The organism is Agrobacterium vitis (assembly GCF_037039395.1).
GTDB lineage: Bacteria > Pseudomonadota > Alphaproteobacteria > Rhizobiales > Rhizobiaceae > Allorhizobium > Allorhizobium vitis_E.
The window spans coordinates 1-21106 of record NZ_CP146243.1 but is presented as its reverse complement, the minus strand read 5'-3'; the positions used below and the strand labels follow the sequence as shown (position 1 = coordinate 21106).

At 59.6% G+C, this 21106-nt stretch carries 16 protein-coding genes and 2 pseudogenes; 9 read left to right on the top strand and 9 right to left on the bottom strand.

What is annotated here, in order from left to right; genetic code table 11:
• Positions 1 to 261 precede the first annotated feature (261 nt).
• The 3 genes from V6582_RS20625 to V6582_RS20615 form a co-directional block, all read right to left on the bottom strand.
• Complete coding sequence (locus V6582_RS20625) at positions 262 to 1617, bottom strand: serine hydrolase domain-containing protein (RefSeq protein WP_156634769.1); 1356 nt, start codon at positions 1615 to 1617, stop codon at positions 262 to 264.
• A gap of 187 nt (positions 1618 to 1804) precedes the next feature.
• The gene (locus V6582_RS20620) at positions 1805 to 2425 is read right to left on the bottom strand and encodes a tyrosine-type recombinase/integrase (RefSeq protein WP_156634768.1); all 621 of its coding nucleotides are present in this window, start codon (positions 2423 to 2425) and stop codon (positions 1805 to 1807) included.
• A gap of 144 nt (positions 2426 to 2569) precedes the next feature.
• Positions 2570 to 3370, bottom strand: a complete 801-nt coding sequence (locus tag V6582_RS20615; protein WP_156634767.1) for an AraC family transcriptional regulator — start codon at positions 3368 to 3370, stop codon at positions 2570 to 2572.
• Between the two features lie 74 nt (positions 3371 to 3444).
• Here V6582_RS20615 and V6582_RS20610 point away from each other — a divergent pair, with 74 nt between their 5' ends.
• Positions 3445 to 4386, top strand: coding sequence for an NmrA family NAD(P)-binding protein (locus V6582_RS20610; RefSeq protein ID WP_156634766.1), 942 nt, complete (start codon positions 3445 to 3447; stop codon positions 4384 to 4386).
• A 383-nt stretch (positions 4387 to 4769) separates the two neighbouring features.
• On the opposite strand, the pseudogene V6582_RS20605 reads toward V6582_RS20610, so the two are convergent.
• The 3 genes and pseudogenes from V6582_RS20605 to V6582_RS20595 all read right to left on the bottom strand — a co-directional run bounded on the left by V6582_RS20605 (position 4770) and on the right by V6582_RS20595 (position 7920).
• A pseudogene (locus V6582_RS20605) lies at positions 4770 to 5815 on the bottom strand (IS110 family transposase).
• A 352-nt stretch (positions 5816 to 6167) separates the two neighbouring features.
• Positions 6168 to 7085 carry a nucleotidyl transferase AbiEii/AbiGii toxin family protein gene (locus V6582_RS20600; protein ID WP_156634765.1) on the bottom strand — a complete coding sequence of 306 codons (918 nt, stop codon included), beginning with the start codon at positions 7083 to 7085 and terminating at the stop codon, positions 6168 to 6170.
• Positions 7075 to 7920, bottom strand: a complete 846-nt coding sequence (locus V6582_RS20595) for a type IV toxin-antitoxin system AbiEi family antitoxin domain-containing protein (protein ID WP_156634764.1) — start codon at positions 7918 to 7920, stop codon at positions 7075 to 7077. Before V6582_RS20595 ends, V6582_RS20600 begins: the two co-directional genes overlap by 11 nt.
• 174 nt (positions 7921 to 8094) lie before the next feature.
• Between V6582_RS20595 and V6582_RS20590 the strand changes: the two genes are divergently transcribed.
• The gene (locus tag V6582_RS20590; protein WP_349508973.1) at positions 8095 to 8310 is read left to right on the top strand and encodes a hypothetical protein; all 216 of its coding nucleotides are present in this window, start codon (positions 8095 to 8097) and stop codon (positions 8308 to 8310) included.
• Between the two features lie 148 nt (positions 8311 to 8458).
• A complete protein-coding gene (locus V6582_RS20585; RefSeq protein WP_156587883.1) occupies positions 8459 to 8638 on the top strand; it encodes a hypothetical protein in 180 nt (59 codons plus the stop codon).
• Here V6582_RS20585 and V6582_RS20580 read toward each other — a convergent pair.
• Positions 8598 to 8960 carry a hypothetical protein gene (locus tag V6582_RS20580; RefSeq protein WP_349508982.1) on the bottom strand — a complete coding sequence of 121 codons (363 nt, stop codon included), beginning with the start codon at positions 8958 to 8960 and terminating at the stop codon, positions 8598 to 8600. The genes V6582_RS20585 and V6582_RS20580 overlap by 41 nt on opposite strands.
• Between V6582_RS20580 and V6582_RS20575 the strand changes: the two are divergent.
• The 3 genes and pseudogenes from V6582_RS20575 (at position 8850) to V6582_RS20565 (ending at position 15664) form a co-directional block, all read left to right on the top strand.
• Positions 8850 to 9748, top strand: a pseudogene (locus V6582_RS20575) (DUF3991 and toprim domain-containing protein). The gene V6582_RS20580 and the pseudogene V6582_RS20575 sit on opposite strands and share 111 nt — an antisense overlap.
• A gap of 130 nt (positions 9749 to 9878) precedes the next feature.
• The gene (locus tag V6582_RS20570; protein WP_156543424.1) at positions 9879 to 10484 is read left to right on the top strand and encodes a DUF1419 domain-containing protein; all 606 of its coding nucleotides are present in this window, start codon (positions 9879 to 9881) and stop codon (positions 10482 to 10484) included.
• A gap of 98 nt (positions 10485 to 10582) precedes the next feature.
• Entirely contained in the window at positions 10583 to 15664 is a 5082-nt protein-coding gene (locus V6582_RS20565) for a helicase-related protein (RefSeq protein ID WP_156543425.1), read from the top strand.
• 175 nt (positions 15665 to 15839) lie between these two features.
• Here V6582_RS20565 and ligD read toward each other — a convergent pair whose 3' ends face one another.
• Complete coding sequence (gene ligD / locus V6582_RS20560; protein WP_070150032.1) at positions 15840 to 16886, bottom strand: non-homologous end-joining DNA ligase; 1047 nt, start codon at positions 16884 to 16886, stop codon at positions 15840 to 15842.
• A 320-nt stretch (positions 16887 to 17206) separates the two neighbouring features.
• Here ligD and V6582_RS20555 point away from each other — a divergent pair, with 320 nt between their 5' ends.
• Positions 17207 to 18922 carry a ParB/RepB/Spo0J family partition protein gene (locus tag V6582_RS20555; RefSeq protein ID WP_156634935.1) on the top strand — a complete coding sequence of 572 codons (1716 nt, stop codon included), beginning with the start codon at positions 17207 to 17209 and terminating at the stop codon, positions 18920 to 18922.
• Positions 18923 to 19004: 82 nt separating this feature from the next.
• A complete protein-coding gene (locus tag V6582_RS20550) occupies positions 19005 to 19655 on the top strand; it encodes a DUF7007 domain-containing protein (RefSeq protein ID WP_070150034.1) in 651 nt (216 codons plus the stop codon).
• 309 nt (positions 19656 to 19964) lie between these two features.
• On the opposite strand, the gene V6582_RS20545 is transcribed toward V6582_RS20550, so the two are convergent.
• Complete coding sequence (locus V6582_RS20545; protein ID WP_143051701.1) at positions 19965 to 20267, bottom strand: hypothetical protein; 303 nt, start codon at positions 20265 to 20267, stop codon at positions 19965 to 19967.
• A gap of 20 nt (positions 20268 to 20287) precedes the next feature.
• On the opposite strand from V6582_RS20545, the gene V6582_RS20540 reads away from it, so the two are divergent.
• Positions 20288 to 20872 carry a hypothetical protein gene (locus V6582_RS20540; RefSeq protein WP_349508972.1) on the top strand — a complete coding sequence of 195 codons (585 nt, stop codon included), beginning with the start codon at positions 20288 to 20290 and terminating at the stop codon, positions 20870 to 20872.
• The last annotated feature ends 234 nt before the right edge of the window (positions 20873 to 21106 follow it).

The following is a 21106-nucleotide window of genomic DNA, read 5'->3' as shown; positions in this document are numbered from 1 at the left end:
GCCTTCGCGACAGACTGAAATGGAACGTTTCTTCCGGGGGCAGTCGGTCCCGCCTTCCGCTTTGCGGCGCTTCTCTAATTGGCGGGCTGAGGTCAAGCTCTATCCCGTCTATCCGTTAGCCAAGAAAGCAAGGGTTCGTCCGCAGTCTGCCCATTTCGGTCATTAGTCATCGCAAAACCCGCCGAAAAGTTCCAACTTTTGCGACATGGCTTGCAGCAGAAGCCTCAAGCGCTTTTAGGGAAGAGCGGGGCATAGAAAAAGTCAGGAGTTTCTCAACGTCGAGACAATCGCATACAGCAGCTTCGCGTTGCTATAACCGATATCCTCGCGGGTTAATCCCATTCGCAGAACTACGAGTTTACGCGAAGGAATGATTGCAATCACCTGACGTTGGTGCCCTTGCATCATGAATGTGTCGGTCGGCAAGGTAAATCCTTGGCCGGGTCCTAGCCAAAGCTGTCCACGGCCGTAAGCGGGACCATGTCCCTCATCGGAGACCGGCACAGGTGAGCGCATGTAGTTGACAAAGCCGTTCGGCAAAAGCTGCTCACCGTTCCACTCCCCGTTCAGGCGCAGGAATTCGCCGAAACGTGCCCAATCGCGTGCACTAGCGTAGAGATAGCCTTCACCGAGAAATGTGCCTGAGACGTCTGATTCAAGTACGGCACTTTTCATGCCCAAAGGCTTGAACAATCGTTCCTTTGGAAAAGTTTGTGAGTCTGCTCCCACCGCATTCTGCCAAAGCCGCGCCAGAAGGACCGACGAGCCACCTGAATAATTGAATTTTGTTCCCGGCGGAGTGACAAGAGGCCGGTCTCTCGCGAATGCCGCCGCATCTTTAGCGAGATACTCCAGTATATACGTATCCGGAAAAGTGCCTTCTTCACTCCATTCTAGGCCGCTTGTCATGGACATCAAATCGGCCACGGAAATGTTCTTACGTGCGTCATTGGCCCATTGCGGGAACAGACTTCTCTGATCCAGCGATAGCTTTCGGTCTTTGATCGCCATGCCGACCAGCGCAGCGTTCACGGTCTTCGTCATGGACCAACCTAGCAATGGTGTTGAAGGCCCGAAGCCTGCGCCATAGGTTTCACCGACAATCTGTCCATCACGAACAACGACGATCGCGCGCATCCCTGGCCCCTGAAGAGCCGCATCGTTCAGCACGGCCTGTAATTGTTTGTTGTCTGACAATTGCACCTTGTCGCCGACCGGCCAGAGCGCATCAGACGTCGTTGGCGGCAGAAGAGTTACGACTTCGCGATAAGTGACTTCATCCGTTGAGTCCAGAGTACAGCCGCGCCCCTCAGTGTATTGGGCGCGGCGTTTGCCGAAGAGGCCAAGGTATGCAGCGTCAACACGTTGGTTTTCGGTGTTAACCTTGATTTTTATTCGCTTGGTTGTATTTTTAAGCGCTAGCTTAACATCGGTTGCAATAGCCGCATCCGGGTCACGTTTGGCAATGAACACGTTCGAGCAAACCATTTTGGCCGCATAGCCTGTGGCGACTAGCAGCAAATCGGGTGGGCTGAAGGTCAGCCATCCGCCAATCCCGAAAACCCCAAGAACGATAATCGTGATAACAACAATGGAGAATTGTCGAATGCGGCGCATGTTCCACGACCTGCTAATTAGGCAAAAAACTCACGACTGGAGTCGCAAGAATCCGCTTGAAACGCCACTTGTTTTCCTGACCGCTGGCACGTCGGAATATAGACGGTTTTGCAATGCTGACAATGACTGCTGTTGGCGCGAGAGAGACCACCGGCTAGAGCCGATGGCCGCGAGCCGATAGCTATAGCTACAGCTCAATCTGCTCCGCAATTCTAAGGGCGTCGTCGACTTCTACGCCAAGGTAACGCACGGTGCTTTCCAGCTTGGTATGGCCGAGCAGAATCTGGACGGCTCGAAGGTTGCCCGTTTTCTTGTAAATCTGGGCTGCCTTGGTTCTCCTCAGGGAGTGAGTGCCATAGGAGCTGGTGTCGAGCCCGATTGACCTGACCCATCGGTGGACAATTCGCGCATACTGCCTTGTCGACAGATGCTGCGACGTTTTTCGGCTGCTGGGAAACAGATAGCTGCTGCCGTTCCTTCGAACAAAGGGAAGCCACGCCGCGAGCGCGATCTTTGTCTGCTCGGTGACTTCGAACTGGACAGGCCGCTTCGTCTTCTTTTGGATGATGGTGGCTCGATCTCGGATCGAACTACCGGACCATAAGTCCTCAACCCTCAGCTTGACGAGGTCACAAGCGCGAAGCTTGCTGTCGATGGCGAGGTTGAAGAGCGCCAGTTCCCGGATCGCGCCGCTCATCTCTAGTCGAACGCGGATCGACCACACGTTCTTTGGCTGCAGTGGGCGCTTCTGGCCTACCAGGATTCCTTTATTCCATGGATATCGATTACGCAGTACGACGGCGTCCATGCCAAGCCCTCCGCCACTCCTCCCACCGCGTCGCCTCCGTCAGGCAGCCGGATCATAGCATGTCTCGTCATTACTTGGCCCATTGCGCTCATCGCACATACTGCGAAGGCCGAGCAGCGTTGCCGAATTCGGCTATTTGGCAAATCAGTTCGCGAAGTATCGCGTTGGCGTTGTGCCCAATGCCTTCTTGAACATGACAATGAAAGCGGTAGCGGATTCATATCCCAATTCGCTCGACACCCTCTGGACCGTCGCTCCGCTGGCAAGTTCACGCAACGCGATGACCAGATGCAGTTGCCGCCGCCACCGGCCGAAGGTCAGTCCCGTTTCCAGGACCATCAACCGCTTCAAGGATCGCTCGCTCATGGCAACGTACGCCGCCCACTCCACGAGCGTGCGACGGTCGCTCGGCTCCGCCATAAGGGCAGCGGTGATCGCGGCGATTTTGGGATGGCTGGAAGCTGGTAATTCCAGCCCCTGTATCGGCATTTGTGCGAGTTCGTCCAGCAAGACCCGCACCATACGGCCGACATGATCGTTCGGAGCATAGTTGGCAGATACATCTGCCAGTCGAAGGATCATCTCGCGGAGCATGGGCGACACAGACAGAGTGCAGCACTCCTGCGGCAGGGTCGCCGCGTCTGGATGAACGAACAGATAGGACAGGCGTGCGTTGGACGTAACCTGGTTGCTGTGCGGCACGCCGCCGGGTATCCAGACGCCGCAGTCTGGCGGGACAATCCAGATGCCATTCTCCGTTCGGCATGTGACGGCCCCGTGCAGCGCCAAAATGAGCTGCCCTTCCTTGTGCTGGTGCTGGGGCACTTCAGCCTCATAGTCACTGAAGTCGAGACGGACAGCGAAGGCCGGACGATTCGACCGGTCGGGTTCAATGTCGTCGGAGCAGGGACGCCGTTTTGCGGATTGGCCCGATTTTGAGATCATCTGGCATTATCTCCAAATTCGTACGCACGGCAATAGTCTATTCCTGGGTGATTAACAACCGAATGGAGACTGTCATGCGAATTTCTGTCGTCGGCGCCACGGGACGAATTGGCGCCAAGCTGACCCGGACCCTGTTGAGCGCCGGGCATCAGGTCAGAGCGCTGTCGAGAGGTGGCCCAGCCTTGGACGCACTGGTCGCGCTCGGAGCCGAGCCGTTTATCGGAAGCTTCGACACAGGCGCGGGAGACCTTGACCAATTTTTCCAGGGTGCAGATGCCGCGTTCCTGATGGTGAAGACCGATTGGAACAACATCGAGGGACACTACCCCGCTGTTGCCGAGCGCTTTGTCGATGCGCTCGAAAAATCCTCCGTCAAACTGGCCGTTAGCCTGACGGCCATGGGTTCGGAGGTCAAAGGGAAAACCGGCCATTTCGAAAGCTTCCACCAGCTGGACGAAAAGCTCAACCAACTCGACACTGTCAATCTGGTCCACCTGCGCGCCGCCTGGTTCATGGAGAATGTTTTGGCGTGGACGGGGCCGGTTGCCCAATACGGTCGAATTGCCTGGTTCTGCAAACCTGATTTGAAGATGCCCTGGGTGGCGACCGATGACATCGCATGGCTGGCGGCGAAGGAACTGACCAATCCGACGGGCATACACCGTGTCTATCGCGACGTCGGCTCGGAAGATATCTCGATGAACGAATTGGTCGCGATGATTGGCAAGGAGATCGGCAGGCCGGTGGAGTACCGACACATCGAGACGACCCGCAAAGACGTGGAAGCTGAATTTCTGGCGCGGTTTGGGACGCCGGAGAAATGGCAGGACGACACACTGAGTGCTGACGCTCTCAATAATGGCATCGTCAGGTTCCATGGGGAGCACGCGGATCGTCCGAAATTGCCCACGACCATGGAGGTCTTCATAGGTGATGTTTGGAAGCCGCGCTACCTGGAGGCAGTCAGAGCGGGAGACCAACGAGAGACGTTTGCCCTGTGGACCGCGCGGGACTAGCGGGAGGTCATGCTGGCTCTCTTGAATTGTGCCGGCAGTTTTCAGCCCTTACTGGGAGCTACCGCAAATTTTGTCTTGCGGTAGCTATGACTGCTATTGGCGCTTTTCAGCCGAAAGCGTTGCTCTACAGGAGCAGGTGTTATCTGCGTCCGGCTGATGCAGCGTTCAACGTCTTTTCGCGGCCCGCGCTGCTCTCCAGGATCGGCACTCGGCCCTCCCATGATGGGGTCCAGTAGATGATGTGGCCCAATCTATGCTGCATCCTGATGACGGATCATCGGAATAAACGCCGCCACGAACTCACATCACCATCGTCCGCGAAGGACGTCTTCCGCCGCTACGCGGAACCTTAAACTCGAACTTCTCGCCTTGGTAGCTGACCGTTATGCCGCAACAGTTGAGACATTGTCATCCCTCGTCCACCGAAACTCGGTGCCATTCATCCAAATGCGATGCATGACAACGGCGAGGCGGCGGGCCAGTGCGACCTTGGCTTTCTTGCTGCCGTGGCGCTTGGCGATGTTCATGGCCCATGCCTTCAACCAGCACCATTCCACCACGCGTGTCATCATCGACTGGGCGGCCTCATAGAGTAGTCGCCGCATCATGGCGTCCCCGCGTAGAGAGACATGGCCAACCCGGCTCATTTCGCCGGACTGTTTCAGCACTGGAGTGAGGCCCAATATCGCTCCGACCGATCGGGAATGACGAAACCTGCTGGGAATATCGATCGTCGAGACATAGGCGAGCGAGACGATGGGTCCAGCGCCAGGTACTGTCATCAGCCGCCTGCAAACCTCATCCTGCTTGGCCTCCGATAAAACCCGCTTCTCCAGCTTGGCCAAGCCTTCTCGCAACTTGCGTCGTCCGGCGAGCAGTGGCTCCATGATTTCCGCCAGTTCAGTGTCGTCTTCGACGAGTTCGAGTATCCTTCTCTCGAACGTGCCGCCAGAGGCATGGCCGACCTTCAGCCCGAAGTTGCGCAGAAGCCCGCGCATCTCGTTCTCCAGGTCAATTGCCTTCTCCTGCAACAACGATCGGGCCGTTAGCAAGGCGCGGCGCTTCTGGCTGGTGAGCGTCTTCACATGCACGTCCTTGAACAGGCCGACCCGCATCATATGGGCAATGCCGCGCGCATCGTTCCGGTCGCTTTTGTTCTGTTGCAGAGCGTCAAGGAATGCCTTGGTGTGTCGCGTCTCGACGCAAAAAACGGGAAGCCCGCTTTTGCCAGCCCTTCAAACAGCCATTGAGACAACGGTCCAGCCTCGATACCCACTCTCTCAAGGCTAAATGCCGGATCGCTCAGGATCGCTACAAGGTCCTCCGGATGAGATGCCACCTTCCGTTCCTTGCATAGGTTCCCGCTTTCATCGACGATACAGACGCTCGTTTCTTTGACCGAGACATCGAGGCCGACATAGTGTTTCATGGCTGCGCTCCTCTGCATGATGGTTATGCCTGTTTCCGACAAGTGACTGTATCATCGGCAGTGTGGTGCAGCGCCTTTCTCCGTACGGATGGGATGGGGCACGAAGCCGATTAGCCCACCTATGCTAAGGCTCCTGCGGCTCCCCTTTTCCGGGCGATCCATGTCGAGAATTCCCGCTTTCCCGCCCTGTTCGGCCGGCGCGATGCTGAAAGCTCCGATGCTCTTCTATGTTTTGCTCCGGGCTATGCCCGCCTGCAGGTGGCGCGAGGTCGCATGCCGGTAGTGTCCGCTGCGTTGGTTCGACCCCTGAGTAAGAAGCCTGCGGCCCGCCGAGCTTGAGAATGCAGTGGGCTCAAGCAAACATATTCTCAATCTCCCCACGCTGCATAGCGTGTTTTTCGGGGTTCTGCTGCTTCAGCTTTGCTAAATTGAGCAATTTCCACCGTACTGCCGGTAGTGCCGCTGCCTGTGGCAACCCGATGGCGTCGAAATCCGGTTCCGTATCATGGAGAGTAAGCAGGAATCGCATCGCTTTATCGTCGAGGCGGGCTCGAAGGTCATCTGTCAGCCGGACTCGCGCGTCTTTCAGTTCGATCAGGCTGACAGGCTCGATGGTCATGCCTTCGAATTCTTTCACGAAGGCGTCATCGATTTCGGACAATGACGGCCTGATCAACTCATGCGGGGGGCGGCCGGAGCTTGCAACGTAGATGAGAAAGGTCCGAAACAACGCATCGGTTAGCCCTTCATGATCGTAGAGCAGCTTCACGTCGAAGAGATCGCGCGGATGCTGGCGGTCCACGGCGGCATGAAGCTTGCCACCAAATAGATCCTCGAATGACACGACCTGCATTTCTGCAAAGCCAAAGGCATTGGCCACCCCATCCGTGACCGTCCGCAGTTCCGGAGGATGCACCGTTCCACGCGCGACCGGCGAGGTCTCGATCTTGATGTCAGTGGTGCCCTGCCGGACGAGCACCCGCGTGTCATTGTTGCCGCCACCGGCGATCCGCTGGACATCGACGCCGCGCAGGTTTTTCAGCAGGTCGTCGCGAATTCGGTCAAGCGCCGCGTCGATACCGCTGAGCGTTGTTTCCCGATCCTCGATGGGAAGGTAGGTGAGGTCGATATCGACCGACAATCGAGGCATATCCCTGTAGAATAGGTTGATAGCCGTTCCCCCCTTGAGAGCGAAGACATCCTGCCGCGCGATATAGGGCAACGTCCGGACGAGCAGTTCGACCTGCCGCATATAGCGATCACGCGCCATCGACATTCTCCTTTGGCAGCAGGTCGGCAGGGACCGTTACGCGATAAATCGGGTGGAGCCTTCCGCCTGGAACGAGTGCTCGATCGCCCCGTCCCATATCGATCTGCGATCTGTCGATATGCTTGAGCCAAGCATGCGCGTGCTTGTCGGCATAGACGAAGAAAAGGCGTTTCACCTTCACGCTGCGACACTGGGTCAACAGCGTCGTCAACATTTTCGGGCGCAGATTGACCATTCCCTGGAACACCATGTCGATGTTGTGAAAGCTCTCGTTCTTCGGAAGTTCATCGAGAACCTCCAGTATCGCCCGCTCTGCAGACGACATTTTGATAGGCCAGCGCCAGGGGCTCATGGCCTGTTCCTCATCTGGATTATCGGAGAGGCTGAATTCGCTGTTCTCCACGCCGTTGTTCTCGTCGGGGAACAGTCCATGACCTCGTCGGAAGAACCTGGCATCGGTTGTCAATGTCATAAGCCAGTCAGGTATATCGGAGCCATAGAGATAGACGCGCGTATTGCCGCCGAACTGCAGGTAGTGGGAATGGCCGCGCAATCCAAGCGCGGTCAGACCTCCAACATGAAATGCATGTCCCATGATCCATTGCGCGGATAACAAGGGAATTTTCCAGCCCGTGACGGCTTCCGACGTTTCTCTTGCCGAAAATGGGCGTCGGTAGACGCCTGTCGCGATCCGCTCGAGCCAGCCCTGTTTGATATACGCCGATACGGATTGCCGTGAGATCGCATGACGTGCCGTCCAGGCCGCATCGACAAGGAAGCCCGGTGGGACTGATTGAATCAGGTACTTTAGCTTCGGCGTTTTCTGTTCATCCATAATGGACATCATGGCACGAGTTCAAAGTGAATATCAAGTTTACTTTAAAACATTTATCTTTTGTCAATCCAGAATTGACAAGAATAGGAAATCTCGAAGCTGCGTACCGGGCCAGTTGGCAGCGCTTCGTTCGTTGCGTCTTAAACGCAATGCCAAAGTCTCACCCTGTGTGCCATGGCACATGATGCGATCGATGAACACCTGTCCGACAAATCGAACGCTATGCGCCTAAGTCTCACATTGGAAGACAAAGCCGTTCCCTATTTTCACTTCATTCCGGTTGATGGCAGTCCGGATGATCCGGACGAAGGTCAGTGCGGCGAGATCGAATACCAATCCACTCCAGCCAATGGCGTTGCCAAACCCAGCTCTCTTGTCTGGCATCCCTAATCCAGTCCCGTCCTTGGACGGTAAACCCGCACGGGGTTCGCAGCTACTGCGACCTCTCCGGCTACGCCTGCGCGGTGACCGCGGCCGGGCCCGGATCGAACGGGCGCCATCGAGCGGGGATCGGCCCCGCCAACGGATGGAGCCTCACATGTCGGATCTCAGCCTCGCACAAAACCACGCATTCGATCTTGCCCGGACCCTGATGGTCCCGGTCATCCTCTTCGAGGTGGATGGCGAGATCGGCGTCATGATTTCCGCCGAGTATGACGGCGACGAAGACGCCATCATCAACGAATACGATCCATTTGCTTACGGATCGGCTCATTGAGCCGATCACCCCTTCGGGGGAAGGCGTGCCGCTTGCGCTGATGCGCGCGCAAGGGAGGCTTCGCCGCGAGCTTTCCCAGCAGATCTGCACATTGCGAACCGCGCCCTTGCGCGCTTCCATCTTCGCGGCCTGGGCGCTGCCAGTCCGAAAAGTCAGGAAGGCTAAAGGAAGTGAAATGGAAAAAAATGAGATCGAGCAGCTGCGCGCCCTGGTGGGCTGCGCAGCCGTCCTCGAGCATGAAGACTTCGCGATAGACACGAAAGAGAGCACGCGCCGGGCGGTAAAATTCCGGCGCGACGATGACATCGTCATCGTCATCCATGATGACAGGGGCTGGTTCGATGCACGTTCAGACGCCAAGGGCGACGTTTTCGCGCTCGCAAGCTATCTCCATGGGATCGGCTTTGCCGAGGCCTTGGCGGTGGTCAGCGATCTCGTCGCGTTTCAGCCCACCGCACCGACCTGGGACAAGCCTCTCCGTCAAACCCAAACAGGGGCTGCGGTCGCTGACCGCTGGAACCACCGAAAACGGCCGTGGCGCGGATCGGCGACGTGGACTTACCTCCAGCGATGCCGGCGCTGCCATGGCAAGTCATCTCCGCGGCGATCGAGGCGGACGTTCTTCGAGAAGGCCCATATGGCTCGATGTGGGCGAAACATGTCGATGAGGCTGGCGCCGTCATCGGCTGGGAGGAGCGCGGTCCGGACTGGCGCGGGTTTTCCACCGGCGGCGCCAAGGCGCTCTTCCGGTTTGGAAAGGTGGATGCCCGTCGGATCTGTGTGACGGAGGCGGCGATCGATGCGCTCAGCCTGGCCGCGATCGAGCAGACACGATCCGACACGCTCTATGTCAGCACCGGCGGCGGGTGGTCGCCGCTAACCGCGCTCGCGTTGGAAAACCTGGCTTCCGGGGAAGGCGCATGGCTGGTGGCGGCGACCGAAAACAATGTTCAGGGTGAGGTCTTTGCCGATCGTCTGCGCCAGATGGCGGAATGCGCCGGGTGTGACTTCTCGCGGCTGAGGCCGGAATCGGAGGATTGGAATGAGGAATTGAAGGAGAGAAGGGAGAGAGGAGAGCTGCCGCATACGCGGACAGCGCATCAAGGGTGAAGCTGCCGCCCGCCTTACGGCGGCCCTTGACCCGCTGCTCGCGAGGCGCCGGCTGAGGAGGGGTGATCAAAGGACTGAACAGAGAGGTCGATCAGGCTTCGCTTCAGTCGCAACCCCGAAGGAGCCGCAGATGTTCAATCCTCCCACCATCCGTAAGGTGTTCGAAGGCGTGGCCAGCCGCCATGAGATGTACGCCCTGTTCAACCGCCACAGCCAGTCACCATTCAACGATGACCGTATTTCCGGCACGCGTTATGTCGGTGAGTGGTTCGAGATATCCGAAGCCGACCACGACCGCATGTTCGAGATCCTCCCTCCGCTGTTTTACCGCAGTGACATGTTCGCCATGCGGGAGTTTCTGGCCGCCAGCGTCACCAGCGTGTTTTTTGCACTGACGATCGATGATCGATCCCGATGGTTTCACGGCTATTGCGACCTGGGCGATCGCCAGTCACCCGACCGCATGTGTGCCGAGATCATCACCCGCGAATCCCGTCCGGTGCGTGCCATGAACCGACAGGAAAAGCTCGATCATATCTGGAGCGCGACCGGTCCGGATTTCCGTGGTTATGCCGACGCTCGCTTTCCAGCCGATCTGCGCAATCGCCAGATCGTGCTCGTTTATCCCTCTGCCCAGGGCAAAATCTGGAAGCTTCTTGCCGATCTGACCGACGAGGAGATCGCCGCCAAACTGCCGGTGCAATTCCGTCTTCTGCCGGAAACCATAGCTGCCTGACGGCAGTCTTCACGTCCAAACCTCCACCATCCGCAGCCTGGCAACACCGCTTCTTCCCGCGAGTGTGCCTCGGCGCGCCCACTCACAGGAGTTTACCAATGGCGCATGACGATCCTTTCGCTGTCGACCTATTCGGCAATACAGCTCTCGCATCCGGTTTCGATCTCGGCTTGACGGGTTTCGCAGCAGACTTCGCGACCGATATCGACCCCCGGCCCTTGACGCCGGCACCAGCCGCTCCGGTCCGCAAAGAACCGAAGCCCACGCCGCAGATACGGGAGAAGGTCGATTTTCGGCTGGAGGGTTCTCGCGGTCTCGCAAAATCTTGGCGCGACCGTGCGCGTGACAATATCGCCGCCATCCTGCTGGCGAACGAGATCGAACGTCACGGCCTGCCTGCCCGACCTGACCAGCAGGCCAGGTTGATCAAGTTCACCGGCTTCGGCGCCTCTGATCTGGCCAACGGCATATTCCGGCGTCCGGGCGACGAGGCGTTTCGCAAAGGCTGGGAGGAGCTCGGCAGCAATCTCGAAAGTGCTGTTGCGCCAGATGATTACGCGTCGCTGGCGCGCTGCACCCAATATGCCCATTTCACGCCGGAGTTTATCGTTCGTGCCATCTGGTCGGGCCTGATCCGCATGGGGTTCAAGGGTGGACGAATCCTCGAGCCGGGGATTGGCACGGGGATGTTTCCGGCGCTGATGCCGGATGCTCTCTCCAAGGTGATCCATGTCACCGGTATTGAGCTTGATCCCGTCACCGCCCGCATCGTCCGGCTGCTGCAGCCCAGTGCCAAAATCGTCACCGGCGATTTTGCCCGCACCGACCTGCCCGACCATTTCGATCTGGCGATCGGCAACCCGCCGTTTTCTGACAGGACGGTGAAGAGTGACCCAGCCTTCCGCTCTCTTGGCTTGCGGCTGCATGACTATTTCATCGCCAAGTCCATCCACCGGCTAAAGCCCGGCGCGCTTGCTGCTTTCGTGACCTCATCCGGCACGATGGACAAGGCTGACGCCCGCGCCCGTGAACATATCGCCGGCATGGCCGATCTCGTTGGCGCGATCCGCCTTCCCGAAGGCAGTTTCCGCGCGGACGCCGGCACGGATGTGGTCGTCGATATCCTCTTCTTCCGGAAGCGCCGCGCCGACGAGCCGGCTGGAGACAGCAGTTGGCTCGATCTCGCGGATGCAAAGGCGGCAGGCGAGGGAGACAGCGCCCGTATCAACAGGTGGTTCGCCGATCATTCCGACATGGTGCTGGGACGGCATGCGATTACGTCAGGTCCCTTCGGCGAAACCTACACATGCCTCCCGATCGGTGATGATCTTGAAACGAACCTGAACGCCGCAATCAGTCAGCTCCCGGCCGGGGTCTACGACGGCGAGCCTTCGGCAATCGACTTCGCTCTTGAGGACGAAGTCGCGGAAGCCATGGCAGAGCGCCCGGATGATCCCAAAGTTCGCGAAGGCAGCTATTTCATCGGCAAGGCGACGGCCTTGATGCAGGTGGTGGACGGTGTTGCTGTTCCTGTCGAGGTCAGGAAAGGTCGCAGCACCGACGGCATCTTCGCCAAACACGCCCTTATTATCCGCAAATTGATCCCGATCCGCGACGCGGTCCGGCTCATCCTCAAGCTTCAGGAGCGCGACCAGCCCTGGACGCAGGCACAGGTCGCACTTCGCATCGCCTGGTCGAGCTTCATGCGCGAATTCGGCCCGATCAACTTCACATCCGTTTCGACATCGGAGGATCCGGAAACCGGTGAGGTCAGGGAAGTCCATCGCCGGCCGAACCTTGCGCCCTTCCTCGACGATCCCGATTGCTGGCTGGTCGCCTCGATCGAGGACTATGATCTGGAGACCAACACCGCCAAACCCGGTCCGATCTTTACCGAACGCGTCATCGCTCCGCCTCCGGCACCTATAATTACCTCTGCGCTCGATGCGCTCGCGGTTGTTCTCAACGACCGCGGGCGTGTCGATCCCGATCATATCGCCGATTTGCTGCATCGTGACGTGGGCGATGTGATCGATGAGTTGGGGGACGCGATCTTTCAAGACCCGTCCGATGGTTCCTGGCAGATGGCCGATGCCTATCTGTCCGGCGCAGTCCGCTCGAAGCTCACTGCTGCCCGCGCTGCGGCCGAGCTTGATCCAGTCTTCGCGCGAAACGTAGCCGCTTTGGAGCGCGTCCAGCCGGTCGATCTCCGGCCCTCGGATATCACCGCACGTCTCGGCGCACCGTGGATTCCCGCCGACGATGTCGTCGCCTTCGTCAAGGAGACCATGGAGGCTGACATCTCCATCCACCACCTACCGGAACTGGCGACCTGGACGGTCAATGCGCGGCAGCTGGAATGGTCGGCCGCTGGCACCACGGAATGGGGGACCCATCGCCGCCATGCCGGACAGCTTCTGTCCGACGCCCTGAACTCGTCCGTGCCGCAGATCTTCGATACGGTCCGCGACGGCGAGACCGAACGTCGGGTGCTGAACACGGTGGAGACGGAAGCCGCCAAGGAGAAGCTCGCCAAGATCAAGATGGCCTTCCAGTCGTGGATTTGGTCCGATCCGGATCGCACCGACCGGCTGGCGCGCGTCTATAATGACACCTTCAACAACATCGCGCCGCGATCCTTCGACGGCGATCACTTGCAACTCCCCGGCGCCTCTGGCGCTTTTTCTTTGTACGGTCATCAGAAACGCGGCATCTGGAGAATTATCTCCGCCGGCGCCACATATCTTGCCCACGCCGTCGGCGCCGGTAAGACGTTGACCATGGCTGCCGCCATCATGGAGCAACGACGCCTCGGGCTGATCAACAAGGCGATGCTGGTCGTGCCCGGCCATTGCCTGGCGCAGGCGGCGCGTGAGTTTTTGGCGCTCTATCCCAATGCCCGCATCCTGGTCGCCGACGAAACGAACTTCGTCAGGGAGAAGCGCCATCGCTTCCTGTCACGGGCGGCGACCGCCAACTGGGATGCGATCATTATCACCCATTCGGCGTTTCGGTTCATATCCGTTCCCTCATCGTTCGAGGCGCAGATGATCCAGGACGAACTGGAGCTCTACGAGGACCTGCTGGTCAAGGTCGATAGCCAGGATCGGCTGTCGCGCAAGCGCATCGAGCGCATGAAGGAGGGCCACAAGGAACGGCTGGAGGCGCTCGCCACCCGTAAAGACGATCTGCTGACCATCTCCGAGCTTGGGATCGACCAGATCATCGTCGACGAGGCGCAGGAGTTCCGCAAGCTGTCGTTTGCCACCAACATGTCGACGCTGCGCGGTGTCGATCCGAACGGCTCGCAGCGCGCCTGGGACCTGTTTGTCAAATCCCGCTTTATCGAAACCAAAAACCCGGGCAGGGCGTTGGTGCTGGCGTCGGGCACTCCAATCACCAACACGCTCGGCGAGATGTTTTCCGTGCAGCGGATGATGGATCCGGCAGCATTGTCGGAACGTGTTCTGCACGAGTTCGACGCATGGGCATCGACCTTCGGCGATACCTCGACCGAACTCGAATTGCAGCCATCGGGCAAATACAAGCCGGTCACGCGCTTCAGCCAGTTCGTCAACGTGCCGGAACTGATCGCCATGTTTCGGTCGTTTGCCGACGTCGTGCTGCCGGCGGATCTCAGGACCTATGTGAAGGTGCCGGAGATATCTGGCGGCAAGCGCCAGATCGTCACCGCCGAACCGACGCCGGCATTCAAAACCTATCAGAAACAGCTAGATGTCCGCATCAAGGCGATCGAGATGCGCGACGGGCTGGCCAAGCCCGGTGACGACATCCTGCTCTCGGTCATCACCGATGGCCGCCACGCCGCCATCGATCTGAGGCTTGTCGATCAGGCCATGGGCAACGAGACCGCCAACAAGCTGAATGCGCTTGTCATCAATGCCCACCGGATCTGGCAGGAAACGGGGGAGGCGGAATACCGCCGTAAGGACGGCAAGCCGTTCGACCGGCCGGGCGCCGGCCAGTTGATCTTCTCCGATCTCGGCACGATCAATGTCGAGGCATCCCGCGGCTTTTCTGCCTACCGATGGATCCGCGATGAGCTCGTCCGCCTTGGCGTGCCGGCCTCCGAAATCGCCTTCATGCAGGACTACAAGAAGTCGGATGCCAAGCAGCGGCTGTTCAACGACTTCAATGCCGGCAAGATCCGCGTACTGATCGGGTCCTCGGAAACCATGGGCACCGGCGTCAACGTCCAGGCAAGGCTGAAGGCGCTCCACCACCTCGATGTGCCGTGGTTGCCATCGCAGATCGAGCAGCGCGAGGGCCGGATCATTCGCCAGGGCAACCAGCATGACGAGGTCGATGTCTTTGCCTATGCGACGCTTGGTTCACTTGACGCCACCATGTGGCAGAACAACGAGCGCAAGGCCCGGTTCATTGCGGCGGCCCTGTCGGGCGACACAAGCGTGCGCCGGTTGGAGGACATGGGCGAGGGGCAGGCAAATCAGTTCGCCATGGCCAAGGCCATCGCGTCAGGCGACGAGCGTCTGATGCAGAAGGCCGGGCTGGAGGCCGAGATCGCCCGTCTCGATCGACTGCGTGCCGCCCATATCGATGATCAGCACGCGATCCGGCGGCAGATCCGCGACGCCGAACGGGATATCGAATTTTCCACTCGCCGGATCGAGGATGTGGAAAAGGATATCGAGCGGCTGGTCCCGACATCTGGCGACGCCTTTGTCATGCAAGTTGGCGAAGATACATTCGACGAGCGCAAACTCGCTGGCCGCGCGCTGATGAAGGAAATCCTGACGCTGGTTCAGCTTCAGCAGGAGAACGAGGTGATCATTGCCACGATCGGCGGCTTCGATCTCGCCTATCGGGGCGAACGGTTCGGCAAGGATAGCTATCGCTACGACACGCTGCTTCAACGAACTGGTGGCGACTACGAGATCGACTTGGCCGTGACCACGACCCCGATCGGCGCGATCTCCCGGCTCGAACATGCGCTTGGTGGGTTTGAACATGAGCGCGAGAACTATCGCAATCGGCTCGCCGATGCGAAACGTCGCCTCGCCTCCTACACACCGCGTTTGGGAGAGAGCTTCTCATTCGAAGCCGAGCTCGAACTCAAATTGAGCCAACTGGACGAGATCGAAAGGGATCTGGCAGCAACCGCCGATGAGGCAGAGGAGGATCGCCAGGAAGCCGCGTAAACAGCGGCATATTCACCGTCACTTGAAACGGGCTCGGCCTATACACATCTATAGGCCATCACCCGTTTCGATGGTTTGCCTCACAGTGGCGATTGCCGCGCGTGCGTAGCTGTCCGGGTTGGAAGGGCGCTCCCCGAAAGGGTCGAGCGCCCTTTCGTTTTGAGACCTTCGGACGCTACTCGCCGAGTTTGTAGATCGCCGCGTTGTCCTGCAGCTCCCGCAGGCCCTTATACGAGGCATGCCGCAGCTTGCCGTCGTCGGTCCAGGCACGATATTCGATCTCGGCAATCAAAGTCGGTTGAACGAAGACGGCCTCCTTTTTATCGACGGCAACCGGAGCACGCTTGGTCTTCAACGTGTCCAGCATCCGGAGCAGTTTGATGGCATCTTTCTCCTTGAAGCCCGTCCCGACCGAACCGACATAGACGAACGCGTCGCCCTGATACGCTGCGAGCAACAGGCTGCCGATCCCGCCGCGCGCCGCGGTGGACGGCTCGTATCCGACAATCACAAAGCTTTCGCTCTGGATGCATTTGATCTTCAGCCAGTCGCCGAGCCGGCCCGAGCGGTAGGCACTGTCGCGGTGCTTGGCGATGATGCCTTCCAGGCCGTGCTCGCGCGCGGCCGCCAGAAGTGTCGCGCCATCCGCTTCGATCTCCTGCGAAACGCGGATCGTTCCCTCGTTCTCGCCGATCAGGTCTTCCAGCAGGTGACGACGTCCGGACAACTCCATCATCGTCAGGTCATGGCCATCGAAATACAACAGGTCGAATGCGTAGAGGATGGCATCGTCTGACGCCTGCTTCCCCCCGCGTCCGCCGAGTGAACGCTGCAGCGCCCCAAAATCGGAGCGGCCCTCGGCATCAAGGACGACGGCTTCCCCATCGAGAATGGCGGTCCCGACGCCGAGCTTGCTCGCAGCGGCAGCGATTGCTGGAAACCTGTCGGTCCAGTCATGACCGCCACGTGTGATGATCCGCACCGAATTCGGCTCGATGTGAACCGCAATACGATAGCCGTCCCATTTGATCTCGTAGATCCAGTCCGGTCCGGACGGCGGCTTTGCTTTCAGCAGCGCCAGGCACGGTTCGATGCGATCAGGCATCGGGTCGAAAGGGAGCTGCGGCTGCGCCGGATCGCGTGGTTTGCGCGGCCGCGAGCGGATCGGAGCGTCCGTCTCCCGCAAAAGCGGCTGGGATTTTTGGCGCGGCGGCTTTGTCATCGCCAGAGTTCAGCAGCAATTGCTTAAAATCGTGTGACATCACCAGGGATGGAGGAGGGGAGGAAAAGATGGGGGAGGAAAAGGAGACGGAAACCGGTTCGCAAGGACGGTCCAACGGCTGCCGCTTCCCTCAATCGCGCCGGTCGCCGAGACCGGGCCAGCTTGTCTCGCAAGGCAAGTGTGCCTCGCTTTCCCGCAAGCCAGGTCTGCTCCGGCGCAATTGCAGCCGCCGGCCCGTCCTGCGGCTCGGGAGATGTCTTCGAAATGAAGATGAGGAGGCAAGGACAGTCCGTCCGCCCGAAGCTTAAGAGGTCATTCACATGCAGTTGATTACAGCCGATCCCCGCAGCCTGAAAGACAATCCCGACCGGTCCCGTCAGTCGAAATCTTCGCCCCAGTCCGACGCGCTGTTGTGCGCATCGATCAGGGCCATCGGTGTCGTCCAGCCGCCGATTGTCAAACTCGATCCGGAAGGCGGCAACAGCTACATCATCGTCTTCGGACACCGCCGCGCCGCCCAAGCGATTGCCGCGGATCTCATGGAAATCCCGCTGCTGCTAACCGATCCCTCCGACGATCTCGGCGCCATGCAGTCCTTTGCGGAAAACATCGCCCGTGAACCGTTGAACCCGGTCGACCAGTGGCGAGCCATTGAGCGGCTGGTGGCCCTGGGATGGACCGAAGAGTCGATCGCCATGGCGCTGGCGCTCCCCAGTCGGCAGATCCGCAAACTCAGGCTTCTGGCCAATATCCTGCCCTCGATGCTCGACCAGATGGCGCGTGGCGATATGCCGAACGAGCAGCAGCTGCGCACAATTGCGGCTGCCGGTCAGGACGAGCAGGCCGAGGTCTGGAAAAAGTACAAGCCAAAGAAACAGGATCCGCAAGTCTCTTGGTGGGAGGTCGCCCGCGCGCTGACCACGACCCGGATGCTGGCCAAACATGCGAGCTTCGGCGAGGATCTAGCGCAGGCTTACGGCATCACCTGGGTCGAGGACCTGTTTGCCCCCGCTGACGAGGATAGCCGCTATACCACCGACGTCGAGGCGTTTCTCGGAGCGCAGCAGGAATGGCTGGCCAACAATCTGCCCAAGCGTGGTTCGGTCATCGAGGCCAATGAATACGGCCAGGCCAAGCTCCCGGCCAAGGCGCAACAGGTCTATGGCAAGCCGGGCAAGGGCGATCTGACCGGCTGGTACATCAACGCGCGCGACGGCTCGGTGCAGTCGGTTGCCTACCGAATACCCGAAGTGAAGAAGGCCCGGCTGGTCAAGGATGCCGAGGGTGTCGAAACCCTCGTAGAGGAGGTCGAGGCACCGAAAGAGCGGCCCGATGTGACCCAGAAGGGTCTCGACATGATCGGTGATCTGCGAACCGATGCTCTGCACGAGGCACTCGCCCGTGCGCCGATCGAAGACGACACGCTGATGGCTCTGCTCATTCTAGCCTTCACCGGTACGAATGTCAGCATCGCCAGCGGTGCATCGGACAATCCCTATGGTCATGCGAAATGCGGGCCGCATGCTGCCCGGTTGATCGGCGAGAACGGCAAGCTGTCCTTCGATCGCGAGACACTGTTGCAAGCTGCGCGCTCAGTGCTGATCGAAGTCCTGTCTCTGCGGCGCAATCGCTCCGACAGCGGCCTGATGGCCCGTATTGCCGGGGATGCGATCGGCGCCGATCAATTCCTGCCCAACATGGCGACCGAAGACTTCCTCTCATGCCTGTCACGCGCAGCACTTGAGGCCGTCGCGGAAACGGCGGGGGTGCCCGGTCGGATCAAGGTGAAGGATACCCGTGGGGCATTGGTCGAGCATTTTGCCGACGGACGGCTGGTGCATCCAGCAGCGCTGCTCGCGCCTTCCACTGTGGACCTGCGGTCATGGGTTGGACGCTACATCAGGGCTGACAGCGGACTGGAGGATGCCCACGACGACCCCGATACACTCGCAGAGCAGCCTTCCGGTGGTGACCTCGTAGACCATTCCGTCGCCGAGGAAGAGGCCGACGAGGGTTTCCGCGAGGCCGCCGAATAGCATCGGTCGAACGAGTCTGAACCCGACGCCGCTGGCTGATGCCGGCGGCGTTTTTGTTTCCAGCAATCAGAAGGAGTTTGTCATGGCAGAGATCCATGATGACATGGCCGCGGAAAAAGCGGTGCATGAAGCCGAAATAAGGGCATTGGAACGGCCAACAATACAAGCAGGAGCATCGACACCTTGGGGCATGGCACAGGTCTCGCGGCAATATGCCGACGATATCGTTCTGCATTCGACCGCCAGTCACGGTGGTTTCCATCTCGCCGAGAATGCCAACGCCGTCGTCCATCCCCTCTATCGCAATGACGACGGATTCTACGAGGAGGATTGTGAATGGGCAAAGGTCGCCCATGCCTTCCCGCAACTGTTCACTGCCTATGAGCGGCGCTTGGCCGATCGCACGCTTCGCGACTATTTCCCTCATGCCTACGAGCGCGTCACGGGAGCAATACTGAACGGCGGTCAATCTCGCATGCGGGACAGGCAGGAATTCGAGAGTCTCCACCGCAACGACTGGGTCGTCATCGCGGCCCTCAATTGCGATCACCAGCCTGGCTTTGTCGAGTGCGTCGCGACGCTGGGTGGGATCCGGGGCGAGACCGGCGAACGGCGGTTTCTGGTTCCGCGCTCCGACTACACGATCGGCCGGCATGGCTTCGTCATCGATCCAGTGAAGCACCAGTCCTATGATGGTCCGTCCAGCTTCGTGACCTGGGCGACGAGGCAATGACTGTCGCATTCACAGACAGCGACACACCTCGAAATCAGGTGATCGACTTTACCGGGCTCTATCGCAGGATCTGGGCACGGCAGCGGGATTATCGCTTCCGGCGGGCTGAGCTGACACGACAAACGAAGGCGCGGTGGAAATGAGAGGAAAGCCCGGCCACAGTGAGGGTGCGATAAAGCGTTGATCGAAGCGCGGAAGACATGGCACGGGGCAACCGGCTTGCAATGGCGTGTGCTTGGGGCCGAGATTTGTCAGTGCCCCTTGTGGGTGACGCGGCGTTGCCAAGGTGGGATCGCCATGGCGATTGCATCATGCTGTCGTGAACCAGATCGTCGGCCGGCACAGCACCTCGGTTTTGCTGCGGTCTGACATGGGCGCGCCCCGGTCAAAGGCCGCTTTCGCGCCGCGTTGCGGCAGGATCATCGCCTCGTCGCAGGGCAGGCCCGCGTCTGTTGCAGCCCGCCTGAGGCGGGCAGCACCATCCGCAAACCTTCCCCGCTCCTCCTGGCAATGGCCTGACCTTGGGCCGGGCCGCTGGTGCCCATGTCCTTTTGCCCGCACCCGAGGGGCTGAGCCGGAAGACAACCGGCACCCCGGGCTTCGCTGAAACATCGCTCATAAAGGATCCGATCATGGCACCGCTCAACCGCCCCACCCAGAAAAACCGTCTGGCAAAATCCCAACGCGCCACCACACTCGAAATGGTCAGGCACGCCTGCCCCGATACAGCCCAGGCACTGCGCATCTCCGAGAGCTTCGGCCTTGCCCTCATCGACAGCGACGGGATCCGCGACCTCCACCGCGGCCAGTTGATCAAAAGCGCCGATGCCCTGAAGGATGGCCTCGCCGAAAAGGCCATGCAGATCCACATGCAGCGCATCGTCGGATCGTTTGTCGGCTCCGCCTACGGCGCCGGGCAATTCTACAGCCGCGCGGTCACAGAAGCTCGCGATCTCACCACGAAACTGTCCAATGATACCAGAGACGAGGACCTGGACGGCCCAGTAGGCTTCGACAGCCGCGCCCAGCGCAAGCGCGAGTTCGCAGCCGACATGGGCCTGCAGGCCCACGTGCTCCGCATGGCAGCCGAAGGCGCCATCTCGGCCTACGAGGATGTCACCGGCGAAACCTGGAAGCCTTACGAGCGCACGGTCGAGCAGCCCGCCAACTCCGTCGATCAAAAGGCAGCAACGGCCCAGATGGCAGCCTTCGAATAGGACGATCGCGGGGCTTCGGCCCCGCCTTCCTCCAGCGTCCGCAACGCCCGGTTCGGAAAAAGAAAAAAGGGCCGACGGAAAACCGCGGCCCATAAAGTGTGAAGGTCATGGACCTCCAGAGGGGAACAGCTGCTGCGGCGGAACTGGGAAGAAGCCGCCATATGCATCAGCCGAAGTCTGTATGCCCGAATTTTCATCGCGTTGCACTTAATTTTTGTGCAGTGCAGCTATGCG

What these genes read in the sequence shown, in the direction of transcription:
- V6582_RS20540 (WP_349508972.1), top strand. Translation starts at nt 20,288, where the DNA reads ATGGCACCGCTCAACCGCCCCACCCAGAAAAACCGTCTGGCAAAATCC.
- V6582_RS20610 (WP_156634766.1), top strand. Translation starts at nt 3,445, where the DNA reads ATGCGAATTTCTGTCGTCGGCGCCACGGGACGAATTGGCGCCAAGCTG.
- V6582_RS20570 (WP_156543424.1), top strand. Translation starts at nt 9,879, where the DNA reads ATGTTCAATCCTCCCACCATCCGTAAGGTGTTCGAAGGCGTGGCCAGC.
- V6582_RS20600 (WP_156634765.1), bottom strand. Translation starts at nt 7,085, where the DNA reads ATGGCGCGTGATCGCTATATGCGGCAGGTCGAACTGCTCGTCCGGACG.
- V6582_RS20615 (WP_156634767.1), bottom strand. Translation starts at nt 3,370, where the DNA reads ATGATCTCAAAATCGGGCCAATCCGCAAAACGGCGTCCCTGCTCCGAC.
- V6582_RS20565 (WP_156543425.1), top strand. Translation starts at nt 10,583, where the DNA reads ATGGCGCATGACGATCCTTTCGCTGTCGACCTATTCGGCAATACAGCT.
- V6582_RS20585 (WP_156587883.1), top strand. Translation starts at nt 8,459, where the DNA reads ATGTCGGATCTCAGCCTCGCACAAAACCACGCATTCGATCTTGCCCGG.
- V6582_RS20590 (WP_349508973.1), top strand. Translation starts at nt 8,095, where the DNA reads ATGGCACATGATGCGATCGATGAACACCTGTCCGACAAATCGAACGCT.
- V6582_RS20545 (WP_143051701.1), bottom strand. Translation starts at nt 20,267, where the DNA reads ATGTTTCAGCGAAGCCCGGGGTGCCGGTTGTCTTCCGGCTCAGCCCCT.
- V6582_RS20595 (WP_156634764.1), bottom strand. Translation starts at nt 7,920, where the DNA reads ATGGATGAACAGAAAACGCCGAAGCTAAAGTACCTGATTCAATCAGTC.
- ligD (WP_070150032.1), bottom strand. Translation starts at nt 16,886, where the DNA reads ATGACAAAGCCGCCGCGCCAAAAATCCCAGCCGCTTTTGCGGGAGACG.
- V6582_RS20555 (WP_156634935.1), top strand. Translation starts at nt 17,207, where the DNA reads ATGCAGTTGATTACAGCCGATCCCCGCAGCCTGAAAGACAATCCCGAC.
- V6582_RS20620 (WP_156634768.1), bottom strand. Translation starts at nt 2,425, where the DNA reads ATGGACGCCGTCGTACTGCGTAATCGATATCCATGGAATAAAGGAATC.
- V6582_RS20625 (WP_156634769.1), bottom strand. Translation starts at nt 1,617, where the DNA reads ATGCGCCGCATTCGACAATTCTCCATTGTTGTTATCACGATTATCGTT.
- V6582_RS20550 (WP_070150034.1), top strand. Translation starts at nt 19,005, where the DNA reads ATGGCAGAGATCCATGATGACATGGCCGCGGAAAAAGCGGTGCATGAA.
- V6582_RS20580 (WP_349508982.1), bottom strand. Translation starts at nt 8,960, where the DNA reads ATGGATGACGATGACGATGTCATCGTCGCGCCGGAATTTTACCGCCCG.